The sequence below is a fragment of the Phenylobacterium sp. genome, assembly GCF_035569475.1.
Classification (GTDB): Bacteria; Pseudomonadota; Alphaproteobacteria; order Caulobacterales; family Caulobacteraceae; genus Phenylobacterium.
The window spans coordinates 1-19,472 of sequence record NZ_DATMNA010000002.1 but is presented as its reverse complement, the minus strand read 5'-3'; the positions used below and the strand labels follow the sequence as shown (position 1 = coordinate 19,472).

At 68.5% G+C, this 19,472-nt stretch carries 16 protein-coding genes and 1 tRNA gene; 9 read left to right on the top strand and 8 right to left on the bottom strand.

Annotated features, from left to right (window positions below):
- Positions 1-93: 93 nt before the first annotated feature.
- Positions 94-1,359: an MFS transporter gene (locus VNW53_RS00105; RefSeq protein ID WP_325552731.1), complete on the bottom strand. Its 1,266-nt coding sequence runs from the start codon at positions 1,357-1,359 to the stop codon at positions 94-96.
- 269 nt (positions 1,360-1,628) lie between these two features.
- Here VNW53_RS00105 and VNW53_RS00100 point away from each other — a divergent pair, with 269 nt between their 5' ends.
- Together VNW53_RS00100 and VNW53_RS00095 are read left to right on the top strand one after the other, a co-directional pair.
- Positions 1,629-2,321: a phosphate-starvation-inducible PsiE family protein gene (locus tag VNW53_RS00100; RefSeq protein WP_325552730.1), complete on the top strand. Its 693-nt coding sequence runs from the start codon at positions 1,629-1,631 to the stop codon at positions 2,319-2,321.
- 147 nt (positions 2,322-2,468) lie between these two features.
- Positions 2,469-3,881, top strand: coding sequence for an APC family permease (locus tag VNW53_RS00095; RefSeq protein WP_325552729.1), 1,413 nt, complete (start codon positions 2,469-2,471; stop codon positions 3,879-3,881).
- A gap of 122 nt (positions 3,882-4,003) precedes the next feature.
- Here the strand turns inward: VNW53_RS00095 and VNW53_RS00090 are convergent, their stop codons facing one another.
- Positions 4,004-5,608, bottom strand: coding sequence for an amidohydrolase (locus VNW53_RS00090; protein ID WP_325552763.1), 1,605 nt, complete (start codon positions 5,606-5,608; stop codon positions 4,004-4,006).
- Positions 5,609-6,145: 537 nt separating this feature from the next.
- Between VNW53_RS00090 and VNW53_RS00085 the strand changes: the two genes are divergently transcribed.
- The 5 genes from VNW53_RS00085 to VNW53_RS00065 all read left to right on the top strand — a co-directional run bounded on the left by VNW53_RS00085 (position 6,146) and on the right by VNW53_RS00065 (position 13,365).
- Complete coding sequence (locus tag VNW53_RS00085) at positions 6,146-6,655, top strand: sigma-70 family RNA polymerase sigma factor (protein WP_325552728.1); 510 nt, start codon at positions 6,146-6,148, stop codon at positions 6,653-6,655.
- Complete coding sequence (locus VNW53_RS00080) at positions 6,652-7,686, top strand: FecR family protein (protein WP_325552726.1); 1,035 nt, start codon at positions 6,652-6,654, stop codon at positions 7,684-7,686. The genes VNW53_RS00085 and VNW53_RS00080 overlap by 4 nt, the downstream gene beginning before the upstream one ends.
- 89 nt (positions 7,687-7,775) lie before the next feature.
- On the top strand, positions 7,776-11,081 hold the full coding sequence (locus VNW53_RS00075; RefSeq protein WP_325552724.1) for a TonB-dependent receptor: 3,306 nt from the start codon (positions 7,776-7,778) through the stop codon (positions 11,079-11,081).
- 152 nt (positions 11,082-11,233) lie between these two features.
- Positions 11,234-12,292 (top strand): YncE family protein, encoded by a 1,059-nt coding sequence (locus VNW53_RS00070; RefSeq protein ID WP_325552723.1) that lies wholly within the window; start codon positions 11,234-11,236, stop codon positions 12,290-12,292.
- A 32-nt stretch (positions 12,293-12,324) separates the two neighbouring features.
- Positions 12,325-13,365 (top strand): YncE family protein, encoded by a 1,041-nt coding sequence (locus VNW53_RS00065; protein ID WP_325552721.1) that lies wholly within the window; start codon positions 12,325-12,327, stop codon positions 13,363-13,365.
- An 8-nt stretch (positions 13,366-13,373) separates the two neighbouring features.
- Here the strand turns inward: VNW53_RS00065 and VNW53_RS00060 are convergent, their stop codons facing one another.
- From VNW53_RS00060 to VNW53_RS00035, 6 genes are all read right to left on the bottom strand, one after another.
- Positions 13,374-14,441, bottom strand: coding sequence for an isocitrate/isopropylmalate dehydrogenase family protein (locus VNW53_RS00060; RefSeq protein ID WP_325552719.1), 1,068 nt, complete (start codon positions 14,439-14,441; stop codon positions 13,374-13,376).
- Positions 14,442-14,479: 38 nt separating this feature from the next.
- Positions 14,480-15,535, bottom strand: coding sequence for an Ldh family oxidoreductase (locus tag VNW53_RS00055; protein ID WP_325552717.1), 1,056 nt, complete (start codon positions 15,533-15,535; stop codon positions 14,480-14,482).
- A 65-nt stretch (positions 15,536-15,600) separates the two neighbouring features.
- Positions 15,601-16,068 (bottom strand): DUF4826 family protein, encoded by a 468-nt coding sequence (locus VNW53_RS00050; protein ID WP_325552715.1) that lies wholly within the window; start codon positions 16,066-16,068, stop codon positions 15,601-15,603.
- A gap of 278 nt (positions 16,069-16,346) precedes the next feature.
- Positions 16,347-16,436: transfer RNA gene (locus VNW53_RS00045), tRNA-Ser, on the bottom strand.
- 56 nt (positions 16,437-16,492) lie between these two features.
- The gene (locus VNW53_RS00040; RefSeq protein ID WP_325552713.1) at positions 16,493-17,491 is read right to left on the bottom strand and encodes a hypothetical protein; all 999 of its coding nucleotides are present in this window, start codon (positions 17,489-17,491) and stop codon (positions 16,493-16,495) included.
- Positions 17,455-18,417: a tetratricopeptide repeat protein gene (locus VNW53_RS00035; RefSeq protein ID WP_325552712.1), complete on the bottom strand. Its 963-nt coding sequence runs from the start codon at positions 18,415-18,417 to the stop codon at positions 17,455-17,457. The genes VNW53_RS00040 and VNW53_RS00035 overlap by 37 nt, the downstream gene beginning before the upstream one ends.
- A 128-nt stretch (positions 18,418-18,545) precedes the next feature.
- On the opposite strand from VNW53_RS00035, the gene msrA reads away from it, so the two are divergent.
- Positions 18,546-19,196, top strand: coding sequence for a peptide-methionine (S)-S-oxide reductase MsrA (gene msrA / locus VNW53_RS00030; protein ID WP_325552711.1), 651 nt, complete (start codon positions 18,546-18,548; stop codon positions 19,194-19,196).
- A gap of 5 nt (positions 19,197-19,201) precedes the next feature.
- Positions 19,202-19,472, top strand: a 271-nt coding sequence (locus VNW53_RS00025) for an MmcQ/YjbR family DNA-binding protein (RefSeq protein WP_325552709.1), incomplete at its 3' end; no start/stop codon positions are given.

Sequence of the window (19,472 nt, the reverse complement as noted above, 5' to 3'; positions counted from 1 at the left end):
TCCGGGAAATGCCGCTGGGGGCGTGGGCGGCGGTCTAGGATTTAGGGGCCGCGGCGCGGGACCGGAAGTGGGGGCTCCGGCCTTGCTTCGGCGTCACGCAATGCCCTCGGCGCCGCGGCGCGCTCCGCGTCGGCGTGCGCGCAGATCCAGGGCGGCTGAGAGGCCGAAAATTGGAATGGCCGCGGCCGCCAGAGCGGCGCCGATCCACCCGGTCGATGACCAGCCGAATCCCGCGGCGATCGACAGGCCGCCGAACCAGGCGCCGAGCGCGTTGGCCAGGTTGAGGGCGGAGTGATTGAGCGCGGCCGCCAGGGTCTGGGCGTCGTGGGCGGTGTCCATCAGCCTCGTCTGCAAGGCGGGCACGACGGCTATGCCGCCGCCGATCAGGAACAGGTCCGCCAAGGCGCTCCACGGATGGGCGGACGCCAAGGTGAACAGCGCCAGGACCACGGCGCTCCACAACAGGCCGCCGAGGATCGAGGCCATCAACGCGCGGTCGGCGAGCCAGCCGCCCACCAGACTGCCGGCAATCATGCCAAGGCCGATCACCGACAGGAACAGGGGGACCGTGGAAAGCTTGACGCCGGTTATTTGGACGAGGGTAGGGGTTATGTAGCTGTAGACCGCGAACAGGCCGCCGAAGCCGACGGCGGCGACCGCCAAGGTCAGCCAGACTTGCGCGTGCTTGAACCCGCCCAGCTCGCGCAACGGCGAGGCGCCGCGGCTGACAGGGATCACGGGCACGAAGACCGTCACAAGCGCGGCGGTCAGCAGGCCAAGGCCGCCCACGGCGAGGAAGGCCGTCCGCCAGCCCATCTCCTGGCCGAGCCAGGTGGCGAACGGAACGCCCACCACATTGGCCACGCTGAGCCCGAGCATCACCCGCCCGACGGCCTGGGCCCGCCCGCCGTTGGAGGCGAGGCCTGCGGCCACCAGGGCGGCGATGCCGAAATAGGCCCCGTGCGGCAGGCCGGCGAGAAAGCGGGCCGCAACCAGCGGCGCATACGTCGGGGCCAGGGCGGTGGCGAAATTGGCCAGGGCGAAGACGATCATCAGGCCGATCAGCATGGCCCGCCGGGGCGCCTTCGCCATCAGCACCGTGATCAATGGCGCGCCCACGACGACGCCCAGGGCATAGGCGCTGATCATGTGGCCCGCTGTGGGGATCGAGACGCCTACGTCGCGGGCCGCGCTCGGCAGCAGTCCCATGGAGGCGAACTCGCCGGTCCCGAGGGCGAAGCCGCCGACCGCCAGCGCGAGTTCCGCAAGCCCCTCGCCGTAAGGCGCACGGGCGGGCGGCTCCTGTGCGCCGACCAGCGCGAGAGTCTCGGCGGGCGACGTAGTGAGGTCGGACGGCATTTGTAAGCCTTTACTGGGAACGCCACAGCTGGCCGGGAGCGCAGGCCCTCGACGGTGATGGGACATCGGACGGCGAGCGGAAAAGCGGTGTCAGCCTGCGGTTGAACCGCGTCGCCGGGCAGGGGATGGGCCATGGAACGCGTGCAGATGTGTGCTGTCCCGTCGATGTACAAGACCCAAATCCGCGCCAAGTCGCCGGCCGAATGGGTCCGGGCCGAGAGCGGGGAATCGATGCGGAGGCCGATCCCCGGTGAGCTACCGAGGACGGGATGGCGGCGCCGTGGAGTACGGTGCGCCGGTTGGCTGACCCTGAACTTTGGGCTGACAACGCCGGCGCCGGCGTGTTCGCGCGCGGCGACGACGAAGCCGGCTTCGCCAAGGCCAATCGTCTTAGGCTAAGTTGCTTGATAGATCGGGCGCAGGGAAAGCCCATGGATACCGCCAAAACTCGTCAACGGGAGGTCAACCGTCTGGGCGCAGCGGCCAGCGACGTGTTCTTGACCGTCGAGGTGCTGGCCTACGTGGTGCTAGGCGTGATGCTGGCGATCGCTGTGCTGGTGGGCGTCCGCGGGGCGGCGGTGTCCCTGTGGGACGCCATCCAGGCTCGCGGCGAGACCGAGGCCCTGGTGTTGGCCGTCGACCGCCTGCTGTTCGTGCTGATGGTGGTGGAGATCATGCATACGGTGCGGGTGTCGTTCCGCTCCGGTCGGCTGGTTTGCGAACCGTTTCTCATTGTCGGCCTGATCGCCTCCATCCGTCGCGTGCTGGTGATCACGTTGGAGACGTCCCAGGCTCATCAGCCGGGCAAGTGGAACCCCGACGCGCAGAGCCTGCTCAACTCAACCATGCTCGAACTGGCAGTGCTGGGCGCGCTGATCCTGGTGATGGTGATCTCGATCTATATGCTGCGGCGGAGCGACCTTGAGCATGGTGACCCCGTCAGCGCGCCAGGGTCCGTCTAACGCGCCTCGGCAGGAAGGAAGTACTGCCGCGAGGGACATGACCCAATCGTCCTCGAACGGCGGCCCCAAGGGGGCTGGCCTGCAGGCACAAGCGCGGAAGCTTGACCGCTCGACGAAGCCGAAACGGTCGCCTAAACCTCGGCGACTGTGAGCCCGCCCGCTTCCGCGCACCCGACCGACAAGGCGCAGGTTCGTCAACTGGTCCGCGGCATGGGCGTGACGGGCGTCCTCTTCTTGACGCTGTCGGCGGAGACGCCCGCCTCCTCGGTCTTCGTGATCCTGCCTGGCGTCATCCAAGCGGCAGGATCGGGAGCCCTGGTCTCGATGGCCGTAGCGGGGCTGGTCGCGCTCTGCATGGCGCTTACCTACGCCGAGCTGGGGTCCAGCTTTCCCTCCGCGGGCGGCGAATATGCCATCGTCGGCAGCGTACTGGGGCCGGTGACAGGATTCGCCGTCCTGGGTGTGAATCTCTTCAACCTGCTGCTGTCGTGCGCGGCGCTGTCGCGCGGCATCGCCGACTATCTGGTGGCCGTCCTGCCGGGCCTGTCGCCCGTGGGGACGGCGGTCGGGGCCTTGGCGATCGCCACCGGGCTTGGGATACTCAACATCCGGACGAGCGCGGCCGCCACCGGAGCTTTTCTCCTCGTGGAGCTGGCGGCGCTCCTGGCGGTCACGGTGCTGGGGCTCTCGCGCCCGGCGCGGCCGCTGCTGGAGTTATTCGCACATCCAGTGGCGCTCGCGCCGGGCCCGGCGCTCTCGGCCGTTGGCCTGGGCGGTCTGGCCACTGGCGTCGTAGTGGGCCTCTTCGCCTATGACGGCTACGGGAACGCCGTCTATCTGTCCGAGGAGGTGCGCGATGTGCGCCGCCGCTTGGTGCACGCGGTCTTGTGGGCTCTGGCCCTCACCGCCGTCGCCGAGACGGCGGCCCTGGCGGCCGTGCTGATAGGCGCGCCCGACCTGACGGCGCTGCTGCGGGCGGGCGACGGCATGATCTCGGATTTCACGCGCCAGGCCGGCGGCGCGGTCCTGGGGCGGATGATCGGCGCCGGCGTGGCGCTCGCGATCCTCAACGCCGTGATCGCCCTCGTGCTGATGACCGGCCGACAGGTCTATGCCACGGCGCGGGACGGCGTCTGGCCGGGCCCGCTGGGCGGGCTGCTGACCCAGGTGCATCCGCGGTTCGGGTCGCCGTGGGGCGGCACTCTGCTGGCCGGAGGCCTGTCGGCGGGGCTGTGCCTGCTGCCGATGAAACTGCTGCTGATGCTGTCGGGATCGGGGGTGACGCTGATCTACATTTCCCTGTCGCTGGCGTGCCTGCTTCGCGGCCGCGACCGCGTCGCAGAGCCGGGCTGGCGCCTGCCCCTGTGGCCTGCCCCGCCGCTCCTGGCGCTGGTGCTGCTGCTGGTGGTCGCCGCCGCGAGCCTGAAGGATGGCGGCGTGAGCTTCGCCGTCAGCCTCGCCTGCGCCGCCGCCGCGGCCCTCTACTACGCCCTCGTTCTGAAGCCCCGGGGCGAGTGGCGCCTGGGCGGGCCTTCCGTCGCTGACAGGACAGACAAGTGAGGACGACGGCTGTGACGGACGTCCGCTATTTGACGCGGACGGTCGGGGTCACGCCGCCAAGGTCGTGAGAAGGCGCGCCTTCTCGAGGGCGCCGACGTCTTCGATGTCTGAGCGCCGGCCGGCTACTTGCCAGGCGCCGCCTCCGCGACCTCCACCGGGGGCCATTTGACCCCAAGCTGATCCAGATAGGTCGGGTACTTCTTCGGATCGTAATAGTACTTCCGCATCTCCGGCCGGAAGCGGGCCATGATGTCGGCGTTGATCTGGACCTGCGGCTTGTCGTCGGCGGCCAGCATCGGGATGTAGTGCTGGTCCTTGTTCTGGACGTCCTTGAAGTAGGTTTTGGCGGCCGCCAGCAGGTCGGGCCGGGTCAGCAGGTCCAGCACGGTCATGGCCACCGCCTTGGACCCGGCCACCACGCCCTTATGCGCCACCGGCGTCGCCATGGAGATGGCGTTGGCCCAGTTGTGCCCCGGCAGGCCGGGAATGTTGGACGGGTAGCGGATGGTGATCGTCGGCATGATCCAGGAGATGTCGCCGATGTCGTCCGACCCGCCGCTCTCCGGCTTCTCCTTGGGCGGCTCCAGGCCCTTCAGCTTGGTGTCCAGCCCCTTCTGCTCGGCCCCCACCGTCTTCTGCACCGCCTTGGCGAAGGCCTGTTCCTGAGGCGTCCAGGCCGGCAGGCCGATCTTCTCGATATTGGCCTCGGCGGCCTCGGCCATCGGTCGGTTGAAATGTTGCGGCGCGGCCGACCCGATCACGTGATGCTCGACCGTGGTGTCGGTCATCTCGGCCGCCGCCTGGGCGATCTTGTTGCCGATCTCGTAGTTCTTCTTGATGTTGGCGAAGCTCTGTTCACGGAAATAGTACCAGACCGCCGCCTCCGACGGCACCACGTTGGGCTGGTCGCCGCCGTCAGCGATCACCCGGTGGGAGCGCTGCTCCGGCAGCAGGTGCTCGCGCCGGAAATCCCAGCCGATGTCCATCAGCTCGACGGCGTCGAGGGCGCTCCGTCCACGCCATGGCGCGCCGGCCGAGTGGGCGGATTCGCCATGGAACAGGTACTTCACCGACACCAGGCCCGTGCCCATCGGCTGGCCCCAGGTGGTGACGAGGTTGTCGCCCACATGGGTGAAGATGGTGGCGTCCACGCCCTTGAACACCCCGTCGCGGACCATATAGGCCTTGCCGCCCACCAACTCCTCGGCCACGCCGGGCCAGAGGACCAGGGTCCCGGCGATACCCTCCTTCTGCATGATGTCCTTGACCGCCAAGGCGGCGACGACATTCACCGCCTGCCCGGAATTGTGTCCCTCGCCGTGGCCCGGCGCGCCTGGAACCAGGGGGTCGTGGCGGGGCACGCCCGGCTTCTGGCTGGCCTTGGGGATGCAGTCGATATCGCTGCCGAGCGCGATGGTCGGGCCGCCCTTTCCGTTGGTCCAGGTGGCGGTCCAGCCGGTGGGTAGCCCGGCGACCCCGCGCACGATGGTGAAGCCGTTCTTTTCCAGGAGGTCGGTCAGGTACTTGGAGGTCTCCACCTCCTGGTAGCCCAGCTCGCCGAAGGAGAAGATCTCGTCGGTCATGACCTGGGCGAGCTTGGTCCGGGAGTCGACGCCGGCCACCGCCTGCGTCTTCAAGCCGGCGATCTGCTCCGGCGTCAGCGCCGCCGCCGCCGCCGGCTGAGAAAACATCACCGTCATTCCGGCCGCCGCGAGCAGCAGCCTCATCTTCAACGTCGTCATTAGGAATCGCCCCCTGCGAAGAGCTCAAAGGGGCCATGCTTTGCGAGCGCCGCCAACTCCCTTGTCGCCGAACAGACCTCGCCCCGTCCCGGCGCCGCTATCGAAGGCGTGCGCACCTACGCCGAGTTCGACCAGGGGCAGCGGTCCTAGGTTGGGCGGTTCCGCGCCGACAGGCTTCCGTCCTATAGGACGGCGCTTCAGCTCCTGAAGCTGGATCACCTGCGCCGCGCTGGCCGGGCCAGGGAAAACCATAAGGCGGAAAACGCCCATCTTCCGATCCGCCGACGGGCGCGGAAGACGCAGCTTGAAGTCCCGGGACTCAGCCCAGCTCGTCCTCGCCACTCACCCGACGCGTCGGTTAGCTGATCTTCAACCTTGGGCTGACAACGCCGTGGCCGCCGCCGCGGGCGCCTCTCGCGCGCGCATCGGCGCCGCCGGACGGGCCAGCGAAACGTGCAAGCTGCAAGATTCGGCGTTGAATGCGTCTTATTATGTAGTGAGACCCGTCTCGGAGTTTTGTTGTTGACCGCCGCGGCTGAACCGGACCTGGCCCAACTCGCGCGCCGCTACCGGCCTGCGCTGATGAGCTATTTCCTTCGGCGGGTGCGCAGCCATGCGGAGGCCGAAGATCTCACCCAGGACGTCTTCATGCGCTTGACGACGCTCGCGGCCAGGGACTTCAAGTCTGCGGACGCCTACATCTTTCGCGTGGCGGCGAATCTTCTGGCCGACCGGGCGCGCCGCAACAAGGTTCGTCGCCTGCACGCGAGCGAACAGCTCGCGATGACCGGGTTCGGCGTCGACCCGCTGGATCCGGACCGCGTGAGCGAAGGGCGCCGTTCGCTGGCGGCGCTGGCGGAGCGGCTCAGGCTGTTGCCAGAGCGATCGCGGGCGATATTCGTGCTCTACCGGGTCGAGGGAATGAACAAGCGCACGATCGCCGAGGCGTTCAACTGCTCGGTCTCAACAGTCGAGAAACAGATCGCCTTCGTGATGGCCCGGCTCATGTTGACGTACGAGGACGGTCAATGAGCCGCTCGCCCGTCGACGATCCGATCATCGGCCTGTCGGAGACGGCGGCCCTGTGGTGCGTTCGCCTCGCGGATGGGTGGCTCACGCCGGCGCAGCAGGCCGAGTTCGACGCCTGGCTCGCAGAAGACGCCGCCCACGCGGAAGCGTTCGAAGAGGCGGCATCCACGTGGCGCGAGTTCGCCGGGGCGGAGTCCGCGCCGGAATTCCTGCGTCTGCGGATGGACGCCCTGCGCCAGTCGGGCGCCCGGCGGCGCTTCGCATTCCTGAGCCCGCGGTGGGCGGTCGCCGCTGCGGCCGTGCTTCTGGTCGCCTCCGCCGGCCTATGGATCTGGGTGAGCGCGCCCACGGTCTACCGGACCGGCGTTGCGGAACGCCGGGTTGCGGTGCTGAAGGACGGCTCGAAGATCTCGCTCGACGCCGCCACCATCGTCCGCGTGCGCTACAGCGCGAACCGCCGCGACCTTGAGCTCATCCGGGGGCGCGCCAAGTTTGACGTGGCCAAGGATCCGATGCGGCCCTTTTCCGTGGTCGCGGGGCAAAAGGTGGTGGTGGCGACGGGCACGGAATTCAGCATCGAGTTGTTGCAGCGCAAGGTCCACGTCATCCTCTATGAAGGCCACGTCGCGGTTCTCGACGGCAAGCGCGGAGGCGAGGCGGGGCGCCCGCTGCGGCTGGGGTCGAGCAATGCCCCCGCGGACCAGGGCCTGGCGCCCGGCCGCGAACTCGTCGTCGCCGAAACCTCGGACGAGGCCAGCGTCGCCCCGACCGACCTGTCGCGCGACCTGTCCTGGGAGGCCGGGCAACTCGTGTTCGTCGACGAGCCCCTGTCCAGCGCAGTCGAGCGCGTAAACCGCTATTCCAAAGAGAAGCTCGAGATCGGCGACGCCGCGGCGGGCCAGGTCCGTGTGACCGGCGTCTTCACGGCCGGCGATGTCCAGGCCTTCCTGGAAGGCGTTTCGGCGGCCTTCCCGGTGCGGGCGATCCAGCGTGGCGCCCATCGCCAATTCGTCCTCGCTTCTTCCGCCAGCTGACAGACTTTTACGCACTTCCAGGGTCCGCGCGTCTTAATCAGCAGAGCGTCCGGCAAAGACCGACGCCAGGGAACCGGGGAGGATACTCAATGCGCTTCACCACGCGCGGACTTGCGCTTGCCGGCGTTGCTGCCGGCGCCTTCGCTTCGTTCACGACGCCGCCGGCCGCCTATGCTCAGGAAGCCACCTACAGTTTCAACATCCCCGCCCAGGACCTGGGCGGAGCGCTTCGCGCGTACGCCAAGGTCACTCGCCAGCAAATGGCCTTCGACCCAACCCTGGTGCAAGGCCGCCGGAGCGAGCCGCTCACAGGCTCGTTCACCGCCGCTGACGCGCTGCACCGCCTGCTGGCGGCGACCGGCCTTTCCGTGACGCGGACCAGCGCGGGCGTGATCATCCTGGGCGCCGCCGCCCCGCAGCGGGTCAGTCTTCAGAGCGATCCCGTCGCGGCCCCGCCGCCCCCGCCGCCCGCGCCCCCGGCGGCCTCCCCGCCCCCGGCCTCGGAGGTCGCCGAGGTGGTGGTCACCGGCTCGCTGATCGCGCGGCGCGACTTCCAGTCCGACAGCCCGATCTCCACGATCGATAGCGCCGCCCTGCTCGCCGCCGGGCAGCCCGCTCTCGATACCGCCGTGGGACAGATGCCGCAGTTCGCCGCGGCCCAGGGACGAGCCGAGGTCGGTGACGTCCAGGGCGGGGGCGGCTTCGCGGGTGGCCAGGCCTACGGCGACCTTCGCGGGCTGGGCCCCAATCGCACCCTGGTGCTGCTCGACGGGCGACGGATGCAGTCGTCCAACCCGGACGGCTCCATCGACCTGAACACCATCCCCATGTCGATGATCGAGAACGTCGAGGTCATCACCGGGGGCGCCTCGGCGACCTATGGCTCGGACGCCATCGCCGGCGTCATCAATTTCAAGCTCCGCCGCCACTTCAGCGGGGTCGAATTCAGCGCGACGCACGGAGAGACGACCAGGGGCGACGGCGCAACCAACCAGTTCAGCGCCATCGTCGGCGGCAATTTCGCGGACGGCCGCGGCAACGCCGTGTTGGCCGCGGAATATTCCGAGCGCGCCGCGGTCTCGGGCGCCTCGCGTCCGTTCTTCGCCAACATCCGCCAGCTGGCGCGGCCGCCCGAGGGCATCATTCCCGCCGGAACCTTCGGGTCGCCGCCGAGCATAGCGGCGGTGAACGCGGTCCTCGCCACCTACCCGGGGACCACGCCCATCGCGGGCACAGGCCCCTACAACGGCGCGATCGGGGTGAACACCGACGGCACGATCTTCACCGATCTGGCGGGCTCCAACTGCGTGCAGAACTATCGTGGTCTGGGCTCGATCCCCGGCGTGAATATCAGCGCCAACTGCCGCCAGGTGCAGGTCGCGCTTGGCCAGTACTTCGCCATCCAGGTGCCGCTCACCAAGTACAATTTCCTAGGGCGCGGCGACTACGCGATAACCGATCACATCACCGCCTACAGCCAGTTCTCCTTCATGGAGTCCACGGCCCGTGACGAGACCGCCGGCGGCTCGACCGCCTCGGGCAAGTTCTTCTTCGTGCCGCTCAACAACCCCTTCGTGACCGGCAACGCAGCCCTGCAATCGATCCTGGCCTCGCGCACGCCCAGCGCAGCCACGACCCAGCCGCTGCCCCTGGTCAAGCTGCTCAGCATGAGCGGCAACCGGATCCAGACGTTCAAGTATGACGTCTATCAGTTCCTGGGCGGGCTGAAGGGCGACATCCCGGGCACCGGCCTCACCTGGGACGTCTACGCCAGCATGGGCCGCGACAACTACGACAACACCCAGGCCAACGACACCAGCACGGCCGCCGTCGCCACCATCCTGAACGGCACGGCCAACTTCACCGGCTCGAAAGGGACCTGCATCGGTTTCGCCTGGAACCCGCTGGGCAACAACCCGCTGAGCCCGGGTTGCCTGCAGTATGCGACCCGCGAGAACCACAACACCAACACCATCACCCAGAAGGACATCGAGGCGACGATCCAGGGTAAGCTCTACGACCTTCCTGCCGGTGAGCTTCGCTTCGCCCTGGGCGCGGACTACCGCTCCACCAGCTTCGACTATCGGCCCGACCATGGGCTCATCGCCAACGACACCCCGTCCTACCCCACCGCGGTGCCGACCTCCGGCTCGCAGACTGTCAAAGAGGTGTTCGGCGAACTGCTGGTCCCGCTCCTGAAGGACCTGCCTCTCGTCGAGGATCTGTCGCTGGACCTGGGCTATCGCCGGTCCGACTATAATCTGTTCGGGGGGTCCAATACCTACAAGGTCGACGTGAGCTGGAAGCCGATCTCCAGCTTGCGGATGCGCGGCGGCTATTCGACCGCGCTGCGCGCACCCAGCGTCGGCGAACTCTTCGCGCCGACGATTACCGGGGCCCTGGCCATCGGCACCCTGCCCAACGCCGGCGACCCCTGCTCGGTGGGCAGTTCGTTCCGGACCGGCCCGAACGCCTCCAAGGTGGTCGCGCTCTGCCAGGCTCAGGGCGTCCCCGCTGCGCTCCTGCCGACCTACACCTACGGCGTGGACTCCGTGCACGGAACATCCGGCGGCAATCCGAACCTGACCCCGGAGACCGCCAAGACCTATTCGATCGGGGGGGTCTGGAGCCCGAAGTTCGACAATCCGCTGCTGCGGAATCTGCAGCTGTCGATCGACTACTGGAACATCAAGATCGAGAACGCCGTGGGTACGCTGGCGCTGACCAGCATCCTGCCTCGCTGCTTCAACTCGGACGGCGTCAGCAACCCTGGATACTCGCTCAACAATATCTATTGCCAGCAGATCACTCGCGACACGAACACCGGCGACATCACGCTCGGACGCGAAGGGCTGTTGAACCTGGCGACCTACAGCACCGACGGCGTGGACACCCAGTTCGACTGGAACTTCGGCCTCGATTCGGTCGGCCTCTCCGAAAGCGCCGGCAGGATCCGGGTCAGCTCGGTGATCACCTACACCAACTCGTACAAGGCAGCGTCCCTGCCTGGCTCGCCGGTCCTCGACTACGCCGGCAGCATCGGCAACGCCTCCGTCAGCCCGGAAATCGCCCACCCGAAGTGGAAGGCGAACACCACCGTCGGCTACACCGTCGGTCCGGTCTCGGCCGCCCTGCACTGGCGTTTCATCGACAAGATGATCCACCAGGACCTGGTGGCCAACCCGACCGCGACGACGCCGGGCGTGCCGTCCTACAGCTACTTTGACGCCGATGTTCACTGGCTCGTCCGCGAGGGGCTGGTCCTCTCGGCGGGGATCACCAACATCGGCGACAAGGCGCCCCCGTTCGTCAGCGGCCAGCCGCTGACCACGGACACGGCCACCTACGACATCATCGGCCGCGCCTACTACGTGACCCTGAAGGCGAAGTTCTAGTCCAATCCCTCAGGCGATGGCGGGCGTTCGAGCTTCGCGCGGACGCCCGCCAGCCAACAATGACACCCGGTCTGCAAGGCAGAACCAGCCAAGGCGGGACCATGGAATGGCTTCGTAAGCAGGCGCGGAGGCCGCAGCGCTCGCGCCGGTGCATGATCGCCGGCTGGGTTGGAGGGGCCGTCGCGCTGTTCACCGGACTGCTGTCGGCGTCGGCATTGGCGGCGCAGGGGCGCGCCGCATTGGCCCCCGCCGCGGGGGCTGCGACGTCCGAGCCGCTGCGGCTGGTCCGAACCATCCCGCTGCCGGACCTGCCCGGTCGCATCGATCACCTGGCGGTCGACATCAAGGGCCGGCGTATCTTCCTCGCCGCTATCGAGAAAAACACGATCGAGGTCGTTGATCTGAAGGCCGGGGCTGTCTCACGCAGTCTGGCCGGGTTCCAAAAGCCCCAGGGGATTCTCTTTCTCGGCTCGATCCGCAGGCTCTTCGTCGCCAGCGGAAGAGACGGCGCGGTCAAGACCTTCGACGGCGCCGCCCTAGTCCCGGGGCGCACAGTTTCCGTTTCGCTTGGAGCCGATGCGATCGGCTACGACCCGCGGCGGAATGAAATCTATGTCGGTTCGGGCGGCGTCGACGCCGGCAAGGACCGCGGCGATCTGACGGTCTTCGACGCGGCCACCCTTCGGCAGGCGGCAGCCCTAACGACGGACGCGCACGCCGGGGGCAGCGTGGCGGAACGCAACGGCGTCCGGATGTTCGTTCTGGTCCCCGAGAAGGGCCAGGTGGTCGTGCTTGATCGCGACACCCATGCTCCGCTGGCGACATGGACCGTCCCCGACATCCAGAAGGACGTCGCGATCGCCCTCGACGAGAAGGGCCACCGGCTGTTTCTGGGGGTGCGCACGCCGCCCAGTCTCGTCGTCCTGAACAGCGACACCGGTGCGACGGTCGCCAGCGTGCCCACGGCGGCGACCCTGGACGGACTCTCGTTCGATGCGGCCACCCGGCGGATCTACACCACCGGCGGCGAGGGCTTCCTGGACGTCACCCAGCAGATCGACGCTGACCACTATCGCCGGATCGCGCGCATTCCGACCGGCCCGGGCGCACGAACCTCACTGTTCGTGCCCGAATGGAAGCAGCTCTTCCTCGCCGTTCCGCGCGACAGGGACCGCGCCGCGGAGCTGCGCGTGTTCGAAACCGCCCCCTGATGTCCGACATCCCAGTTGAAGGAGACACCTGAATGATCGTCCGAGCAAAAACGCCGGCGCGTTCGCTGCTTGCGACCGTTCTGACGGGCAGCGTTCTGGCGACCCTGAGCTTCTCAGCTCTGGCGCAGGAGCGCGAGGCGCCGCCGCTGCGGCTCGTCCAGGAAATCCCGCTTCCGGGCGTGCAGGGCCGGCTGGACCACTTCACGATCGACCCGAAGCGCAAGCGGGTGATCTTTTCGGGCCTCGGCAATGACAGCGTCCAGGTGGTCGACGCCTTCGCCGGCCGGCAAATCCGGCAGATCGACGGACTCTCGCAGCCCCAAGGCTCGCTTTATGTCCCCGAGACCGACACCCTCTATGTCGCCAACTCCGCCGACGGCAATCTGAACATCTACAACGGCACGAGTTTCGCGCTCATCAAGCGGATCAATTTCGGGCCAGGTTCCGATCCGGACAACCTGCGCTACGACGCCGCCGCAAAGCGGGTCTACCTGGGATATGGCGAAGGCGCCATCGCGGCCATCGACGCCACGACGAACGAGCGCGTCGGAACCGACTTCAAGTTCAAGGGACATCCGGAAGGCTTCCAGCTCGAGAAGAACGGGCCGCGCATCTTCGTGAACATCGCCGACGAGAAGCTGATCGCGGTCATTGACCGCAAGACCGGCAAGATGAGCGAATGGAAGCTGCCCCCTGGCCACGCGGCCAATTTTCCGATGGTGCTCGATGAGGCCCGGCGGCGGGTGATCATCGGAACGCGCAAGCCGTCGCGCGTGACCGTCTACAACATGGATACCGGGGCCGTCGTCGCCAGCCTCCCGTCCACGGGCGACATGGACGACATCTTCTACGACGGCGATCGCCAACGCATCTACGTGGCCGGCGGAGAAGGCTTCGTCAGCGTCTTCCAGCAGATCGATGCGGATCACTACAAGGACATGGGGAAGTTCGCGAGCGCCCTCGGGGCGCGTACCGGAGTCTGGTACGTGTCGCGTGATCGCCTCTACCTTGCGGCGCCCCCGGCCGGCGGGCTGGGAGCCCGTATACTGGTCTTTGAACCGCAGACGGATTGATCTGCGGGTCAGGCCGCGATGGTGAGCCCGTGGGAGACGTGGCCCGCGAAGGCCATCGTCCCCGCGGATCCGCCGAGGTCTCGCGAGCGCAGTTCCGGCCGGCTGAGCACCGCGTCCACGGCCGCCTCGATCCGCCGGGCCGCCTCCACGAGGTCCGGCCGCCCGTCGCGCCGACCCCGCCAGGCCAGCAGCATGGCGGCAGACAGGATCAACGATGTCGGATTGGCGATGTCCTTGCCGGCGATGTCCGGCGCCGAGCCGTGCTGCGCCTGGGCCACGCAGATGTCGTCGCCGACGTTGATCGAGCCGCCCAGGCCCAGGCTGCCGCTCAGCTCGGACGCCTCATCCGAGAGGATGTCGCCGAACATGTTGGTGGTGACGATGACGTCGAACCGGTCGGGGCTGCGGATCAGCAGGGCCGCCGTGGCGTCGACGATCAGTTCCTCCAGCGCCACGTCGGGATAGGCCGCGGCGATCGCGCGGACCTCGCGCAGGAAGAGGCCGTCGGTGAGCTTCAGGACATTGGCCTTGTGAACCGCCGTGACCTTGCGGCGCCGGCGGCGGGCCAGATCGAAGGCGGCCGTGGCCACCCGCCGGCACGCCTTGGCGGTGATCTTGCGGATCGCGAAGGCGCTGTCGGGATCTGGCATGAACTCGCCAGGACCGGCGAACATGCTGCGGTCGGCATAGAAGCCCTCGGTGTTCTCGCGAACGATGACCAGGTCCATCGGCGTCCGCAGCACAGTCAGGTCGGGCCGCGACCGGCAGGGCCGGATATTGGCGTAGAGGTCGAACGCCATCCGCAACTCGGCGGAAGGATTGATCCCCCCCTCGGCCCGCGGCGGGTATTCGTAGTGGGAGACCGGCCCCAGAATCACGCCGTCGACCTGCGGGATCCGCTGCGTCACCTCCTGGGGCAGGGTCGTGCCGCTCGCCGCCAGGCTGGCCAGGCCGATGTCGTGTTGTTCGAAGCTTAGGCCGAGGCCCAAAGCCCGGTCCGCGGCCGATAGCACGGCCAGGGTCGCCTCGGTGATCTCGGGGCCGATTCCATCGCCCGGCAGCGTCAGGATTTGCATGGCCGGTCTATAGCCCGACGGCGGTCGCTCGTCGCCGCTCACCGGCTGAACGGGTCTGCGATCTCCAGCTCCCGCGCGACCTCGGCCAGATCACGCAGGGTGTCGGCCGGGAGGGCCAGGCCCTCGGCGCCGTGGCGGGCGGCGTTCTTCGCCTCGAGCTCGCCGGGATACAGCACCTCGTCGAAGCCCTTCGCCAGCTTCGCGGACTTCAGGCCCTCGATCAGCGCCTCGATCCGGCTGTCGAAGGCGGCGAGCGGCTCGAAGGCGGCGATGTCCAGGGCGATCAGCAGATGCCCCGCGCCGCTGCGCCGCTCGGCCTGATAGGGTCCAGCCACCTCGGGTCCGAAGGCGCTGCCCGTCAGCACGCCCGAGAGGACGTCCATGATCACCGAGATGCCGTAGCCCTTGTGCGCCCCCATCGGCAGGATGTTGCCGGCGAGCGCCGCCGCCGGGTCGTTGGTCGGCTCGCCGTCGCTGTCGATCGCCCAGCCGTCCGGAATGGTCTCCCGGTTCTGGCCGGCCAGATAGATCTTGCCGCGCGCCACGCCGGTGTTGGCGATGTCCAGCACCATGGGCGGATAGCGGCCGGCGGGGCTCGCCCATGACCAGGGATTGGTGCCCACCATCTTCTCGCGGCCGCCCCAGGGCGCCATGGCGGGGCTGGCGTTGGTGGAAAGGAACATGATGCATCCCTCAGGGGGCGCCATCAGGGTGAAGTACATCGCCGTGCCAAAATGGTTGGAATTGCGCACCGCCACGGCCCCGATTCCATGGGCCTTCGCGCGTCGCAGGACGTCGCGCGCCGCATGCGCCGCCACGACCTGCCCCATGCCGTCGCGGCCGTCGATCACCCCTACGGCGCCCGCGTCCACGACGAACTCCGGCGTGGCCGCGCCATCCACCGCGCCGGACTTCAGCCGGGCGCAATACCAGGGGACCCGCATGACGCCGTGCGACTGGTGCCCCCAGAGATCGGCCTGGACGAGGCTGTCGGCGGTCAGCCGGGCGTCCTCCGCCCGCATTCCGACCTTGGCGAAGGCCGCCGCGGCGAAGTCCAGCAGTCGCTCGGGCCTGACACGCGGGGTCTCAGTCATCGGGGTTCCCAGGGCGTGGGGTTGTGTGGCGGTGCTGACAGTCAGGCGCCCACAAGTCTCCCCTCTTAAGCCAGCGGGATATAGTTCTTTCGAATGTTCTCGACGCGGCTCAGCAGCATCTCTGCGTGCTCCGGCGTCGGCGCCACTGGGATCGGGTAGCTGTCGGATAGATCTCGCCCCGCCAGGACATTGTCCGCCCAGTCCTGTGCGATGGCGCAGTAGAGCCGAAGAGCGATGGCCGGGGTGGGCGAATCGTCCGTCTCGAAGTGCATCGACGGCAAGTCGCCCACGACCACCCATCGCTCGGCGTCACGCGGATCGCCGCCGGGCGCGAAGCGCATCAGATAGAGTCCGATCATTGGCGCGATGCCAAAGGCAAGAACGAGATCGGCGATGGGCGGCGTCCAGCGGTAGCTTCGCACGAAGCTCCAGGCCTTGTCCGTCAGCTTCGCGAGGAGCTGGATTTCCTCCTCACTTTCGTAGTCGATGTTGTCGCCGGTTGGGAACGCTGAGGCGTCGATGAGATGGCTCATCGCTGGACGCTAGGCCGTCAAACAACGGCGTCAAGAACATGATGGCAACTTCTCGACTTGTGCTCCCTCCAGCTATCCATGAATGCGGCGACATCATCGCTGATGAGGGGCTGGCCGCTCTGAGCCGTTGGGGCTGATAGGTGTGTTCAGACAACGTTGTACCCAGGTGGCGGATTTGGATTGATCAATCTGTCCATCGCAGGCGGCTGCGTGAATTCCAGGCTCGGCAAGCCGTTAGCTTCGATCAGAGATTTCAGAGACGACTTCGCCGCCCGAAGTGGCGGTGCGAGTGGGATTCGAACCCACGTTAGGCTTTCACCTAAACACGCTTTCCAAGCGTGCGCCTTCAACCACTCGGCCACCGCACCTTAAACGCCCGTGGAGGCGGGCCTCCCGGCGGAAGGCGCGTCATATAGAATGGGGACTAGCCGGGCAAGCGGCGCTTGGCCGCTTGCGCCAGTCGGGCGGGATCGAACAGCGAGGCCGACTGGCGGGCGGCGAGTTCGCGCTCCAGTCGGCGCGAGCCGGCCAGCCAGCCGGCGATCGCCGCGCCCGCCTCGGGCCGGCGGTCGTGCAGGGCGGCCTGGATGTCGGCCAGGGCGCGGTCGGCGGCGCGCAGGTCGGCCCGCGGCTTGGCCAGGGCCGGGGCGGCGTAGCGCTCGTCGATCAGGCCCAGGCGACTGCGGGCGCTGGCGACCATCAGCATGGCGGTGGGCTCGTCGCCGGCGGCGGCGCGGGCCTGGGCCGCGGCGAGGGCGCGGCGCGCGTCGGCCATCAGCAGGGCGACGGTCAGGGGCTCGCGCGCCCTGGCGGGACAGGCCGCGGGGTCGAGCGCGCGGACATAGGCCGCCAGGCCGTCCAGGGTCGCGGGCGTCGGCTCCGGCCCGTCGAACTCCTCGGTGACCAGGCCGTGGATGAACGGCTCCAGCTTCCTTTCCGCCGGGTCCTGGGCGACCTTCAGCTTCGACTTGGGCCCCGAGAGGTCGGGGATCGGCTTCGGATCGTCGATCCCGTTGCCGCGATGGGTGGAGAACAGCGAGCTGGTGACGTCCGCCGTGCCCGGCGCGCCGGACACGCCGGGGAACAGGAAGTCCGGGTTGGACCGTCCGGCGCGGTGGCAGGTCTCGCAGTTGATTCCCGCGCGCGCCGCCTGGCCGCCCAGCAGCACCGGCGTACGGAAGGCCGCGCGGCCCACCTCGATGCGGGCGGCGAGCGCCGGGTCGGCGGGACGCTTCAGGCACTCCGTCGGGACCGAGCCCAGGGCGCGTTGCGGATCGGCGCCCTTCGCCACCCACAGCAGGCCGCGGATCGGGGCGTCGCCCAGGGCGGCCAGCGCGCCGGCGCCGGCCGTCGCCGCCAGGACAACGCCGCCGAGAAGAAGGCCTCTCAGTTCCCGTGCGGGTCGCCGCCGGCGTCGATCCAACGGCGCAGCTCCTCAGCGTCGGCGCAACCGTAGGCGCAGAGTTTGTCCAGGCGCGCCAGCATCAGCCTGGCGCCGGCGATGTCGCCCTTGGCCACCTTCAGCTCGCCATAGTACTCGGTGGCGCCGATGTGGTTGGGCGCGATGGCCAGCGCCTGCCGGTAGTAGGTCTCGGCCCGGGCGTAGTCGCCCTTCTTGCGCCAGGTGTAGCCCTCGTAGGTCAGGATGTCCGGGTGCGGCCCGAACGCCTCCTGCGCCTTGGCCAGCGAGGCCAGGGCTTGGTCATAGCGCTTGTCGTTGATCAGGCTGACGGCCTGGACGTAGGCGGCGTCCCCGGTCTTCGCGCCGCCGAACAGGATCGAGCGGTCGAGCATGGCGCTGGGCTTGGGCGCGCCGGCCGCCGGCGGGGTCATGGCGCTTTCGACCCGGGCGTTCAGGTCCTTCAGGCGGGCCGCGTCGGGACAACTGTCGCCGCAGGCCTGGACCTTGGATTTCAGCCAGTCGGCCTCGGTCTGCGCCTTGGGGTCCTTCAGGTTGGCCAGGGCCATGGCCAGGCCCGCATGCGATATCGGATCGTCCGGCGTCAGCTTCACCGCCTTTTCATAGGCGCGGCGCGAGGCCTTCCAGTCGTTGTCCCCGGCCCGCGCCATGCCCAGCAGCCGCCAGCCGTCGGGGTTCTGCGGCACGGCCTCCGTGACGTGGCTGGCCGCGCGGGCGGCGTCCTTGAAGTTGCTGGCCTTCAGGGCGGCGATCGCCTTGGCGTATTCCGCCGCCGGGTCGTAGATCGGCCCGGACGCGCTCGGCATCGAACCGGCGCCGCCGCCGGCCGGCATGCCGCCGCCTCCGCCGCCGCTGGCGTAGGCGATCCCGCCGCCCGCCATCAGGGCCATCGCGCCGGCGATCAGCGTGGCTTTCAACGCGCGTTGCATGGAAGCTTCTCCCCAAACGACGTCCCTGGGATCGAGACTGGCACGGAATTGACCCTACGTCACCTGCGTCGGCGGGTGCAAAACGGGCGGCGGATCGCTATCTTGGAGGGCGACCGCGAGGAGGCCCCATGTTCGGACGCAAGACCCTTGAAATGCCCACGGAAGCCGACGCCCTGCCGGGCCGCGCGCATCCGATCCCGACGGCCCAGACCCACTTCGTCAACGGCCATCCGCTCAAGGGGCCCTATCCGGCCGGGATGGAGACGGCGATCTTCGCCATGGGCTGCTTCTGGGGCGAGGAGCGCAAGTTCTGGGAGGTCCCCGGCGTCTGGGTGACGGCGGTGGGCTACATCGCCGGCCTCACGCCCAACCCGACCTATGAGGAGGTCTGCTCCGGCCGCACCGGCCATACCGAGGCGGTGCTGGTGGTCTACGATCCCAAGGTCGTCACCTACGCCGACCTCTTGAAGGTGTTCTGGGAGGGCCACGATCCGACCCAGGGCATGCGGCAGGGCAACGACATCGGCACGCAGTACCGCTCGGGCATTTACCCGCAGAACGATGCGCAGTCCGCCGCGGCGGAGGCTTCGAAGCTGGCCTACCAGGATGCGCTGGGGGCCAAGGGCTTCGGCAGGATCACCACGGAGATCCGGCCGGGCGGCGAGTTCTACTTCGCCGAGGACTACCACCAGCAATACCTGGCCAAGAACCCGAACGGCTACTGCGGCGTCGGCGGCACCGGCGTGGTCTGCCCGATCGGTCTCGGCGTCGAGGCCTGACCGGGATGACGCCCGCGGCGCTGGACAAGGCGGCGCTGGCCCTGCCGGGCGCGGAACTCTCCATCAAGTGGGGCGACGACCGCTGCTACGTGGTCGGCGGCAAGATGTTCGCCGCCACGGACGGGGCGATCACGAGCCTGTCCCTGAAGGTGAGCGACATCGCCTTCGAGGTGCTGACCGAGACCGGCCGGGCACGGCCCGCGCCCTACGCCGCGCGCTTCAAGTGGGTGATGTTCGACGACCTCTCGGCGCTGGACGACGCGGAGGTGATGGACT

Bases quoted from the DNA above. Each gene is read 5' to 3' on its own strand.
- VNW53_RS00070 (WP_325552723.1), top strand. From the start codon at position 11,234: ATGATCGCCGGCTGGGTTGGAGGGGCCGTCGCGCTGTTCACCGGACTG.
- VNW53_RS00080 (WP_325552726.1), top strand. From the start codon at position 6,652: ATGAGCCGCTCGCCCGTCGACGATCCGATCATCGGCCTGTCGGAGACG.
- VNW53_RS00055 (WP_325552717.1), bottom strand. From the start codon at position 15,535: ATGACTGAGACCCCGCGTGTCAGGCCCGAGCGACTGCTGGACTTCGCC.
- VNW53_RS00090 (WP_325552763.1), bottom strand. From the start codon at position 5,608: ATGAGGCTGCTGCTCGCGGCGGCCGGAATGACGGTGATGTTTTCTCAG.
- msrA (WP_325552711.1), top strand. From the start codon at position 18,546: ATGTTCGGACGCAAGACCCTTGAAATGCCCACGGAAGCCGACGCCCTG.
- VNW53_RS00050 (WP_325552715.1), bottom strand. From the start codon at position 16,068: ATGAGCCATCTCATCGACGCCTCAGCGTTCCCAACCGGCGACAACATC.
- VNW53_RS00105 (WP_325552731.1), bottom strand. From the start codon at position 1,359: ATGCCGTCCGACCTCACTACGTCGCCCGCCGAGACTCTCGCGCTGGTC.
- VNW53_RS00035 (WP_325552712.1), bottom strand. From the start codon at position 18,417: ATGCAACGCGCGTTGAAAGCCACGCTGATCGCCGGCGCGATGGCCCTG.
- VNW53_RS00075 (WP_325552724.1), top strand. From the start codon at position 7,776: ATGCGCTTCACCACGCGCGGACTTGCGCTTGCCGGCGTTGCTGCCGGC.
- VNW53_RS00100 (WP_325552730.1), top strand. From the start codon at position 1,629: ATGGCGGCGCCGTGGAGTACGGTGCGCCGGTTGGCTGACCCTGAACTT.
- VNW53_RS00065 (WP_325552721.1), top strand. From the start codon at position 12,325: ATGATCGTCCGAGCAAAAACGCCGGCGCGTTCGCTGCTTGCGACCGTT.
- VNW53_RS00060 (WP_325552719.1), bottom strand. From the start codon at position 14,441: ATGCAAATCCTGACGCTGCCGGGCGATGGAATCGGCCCCGAGATCACC.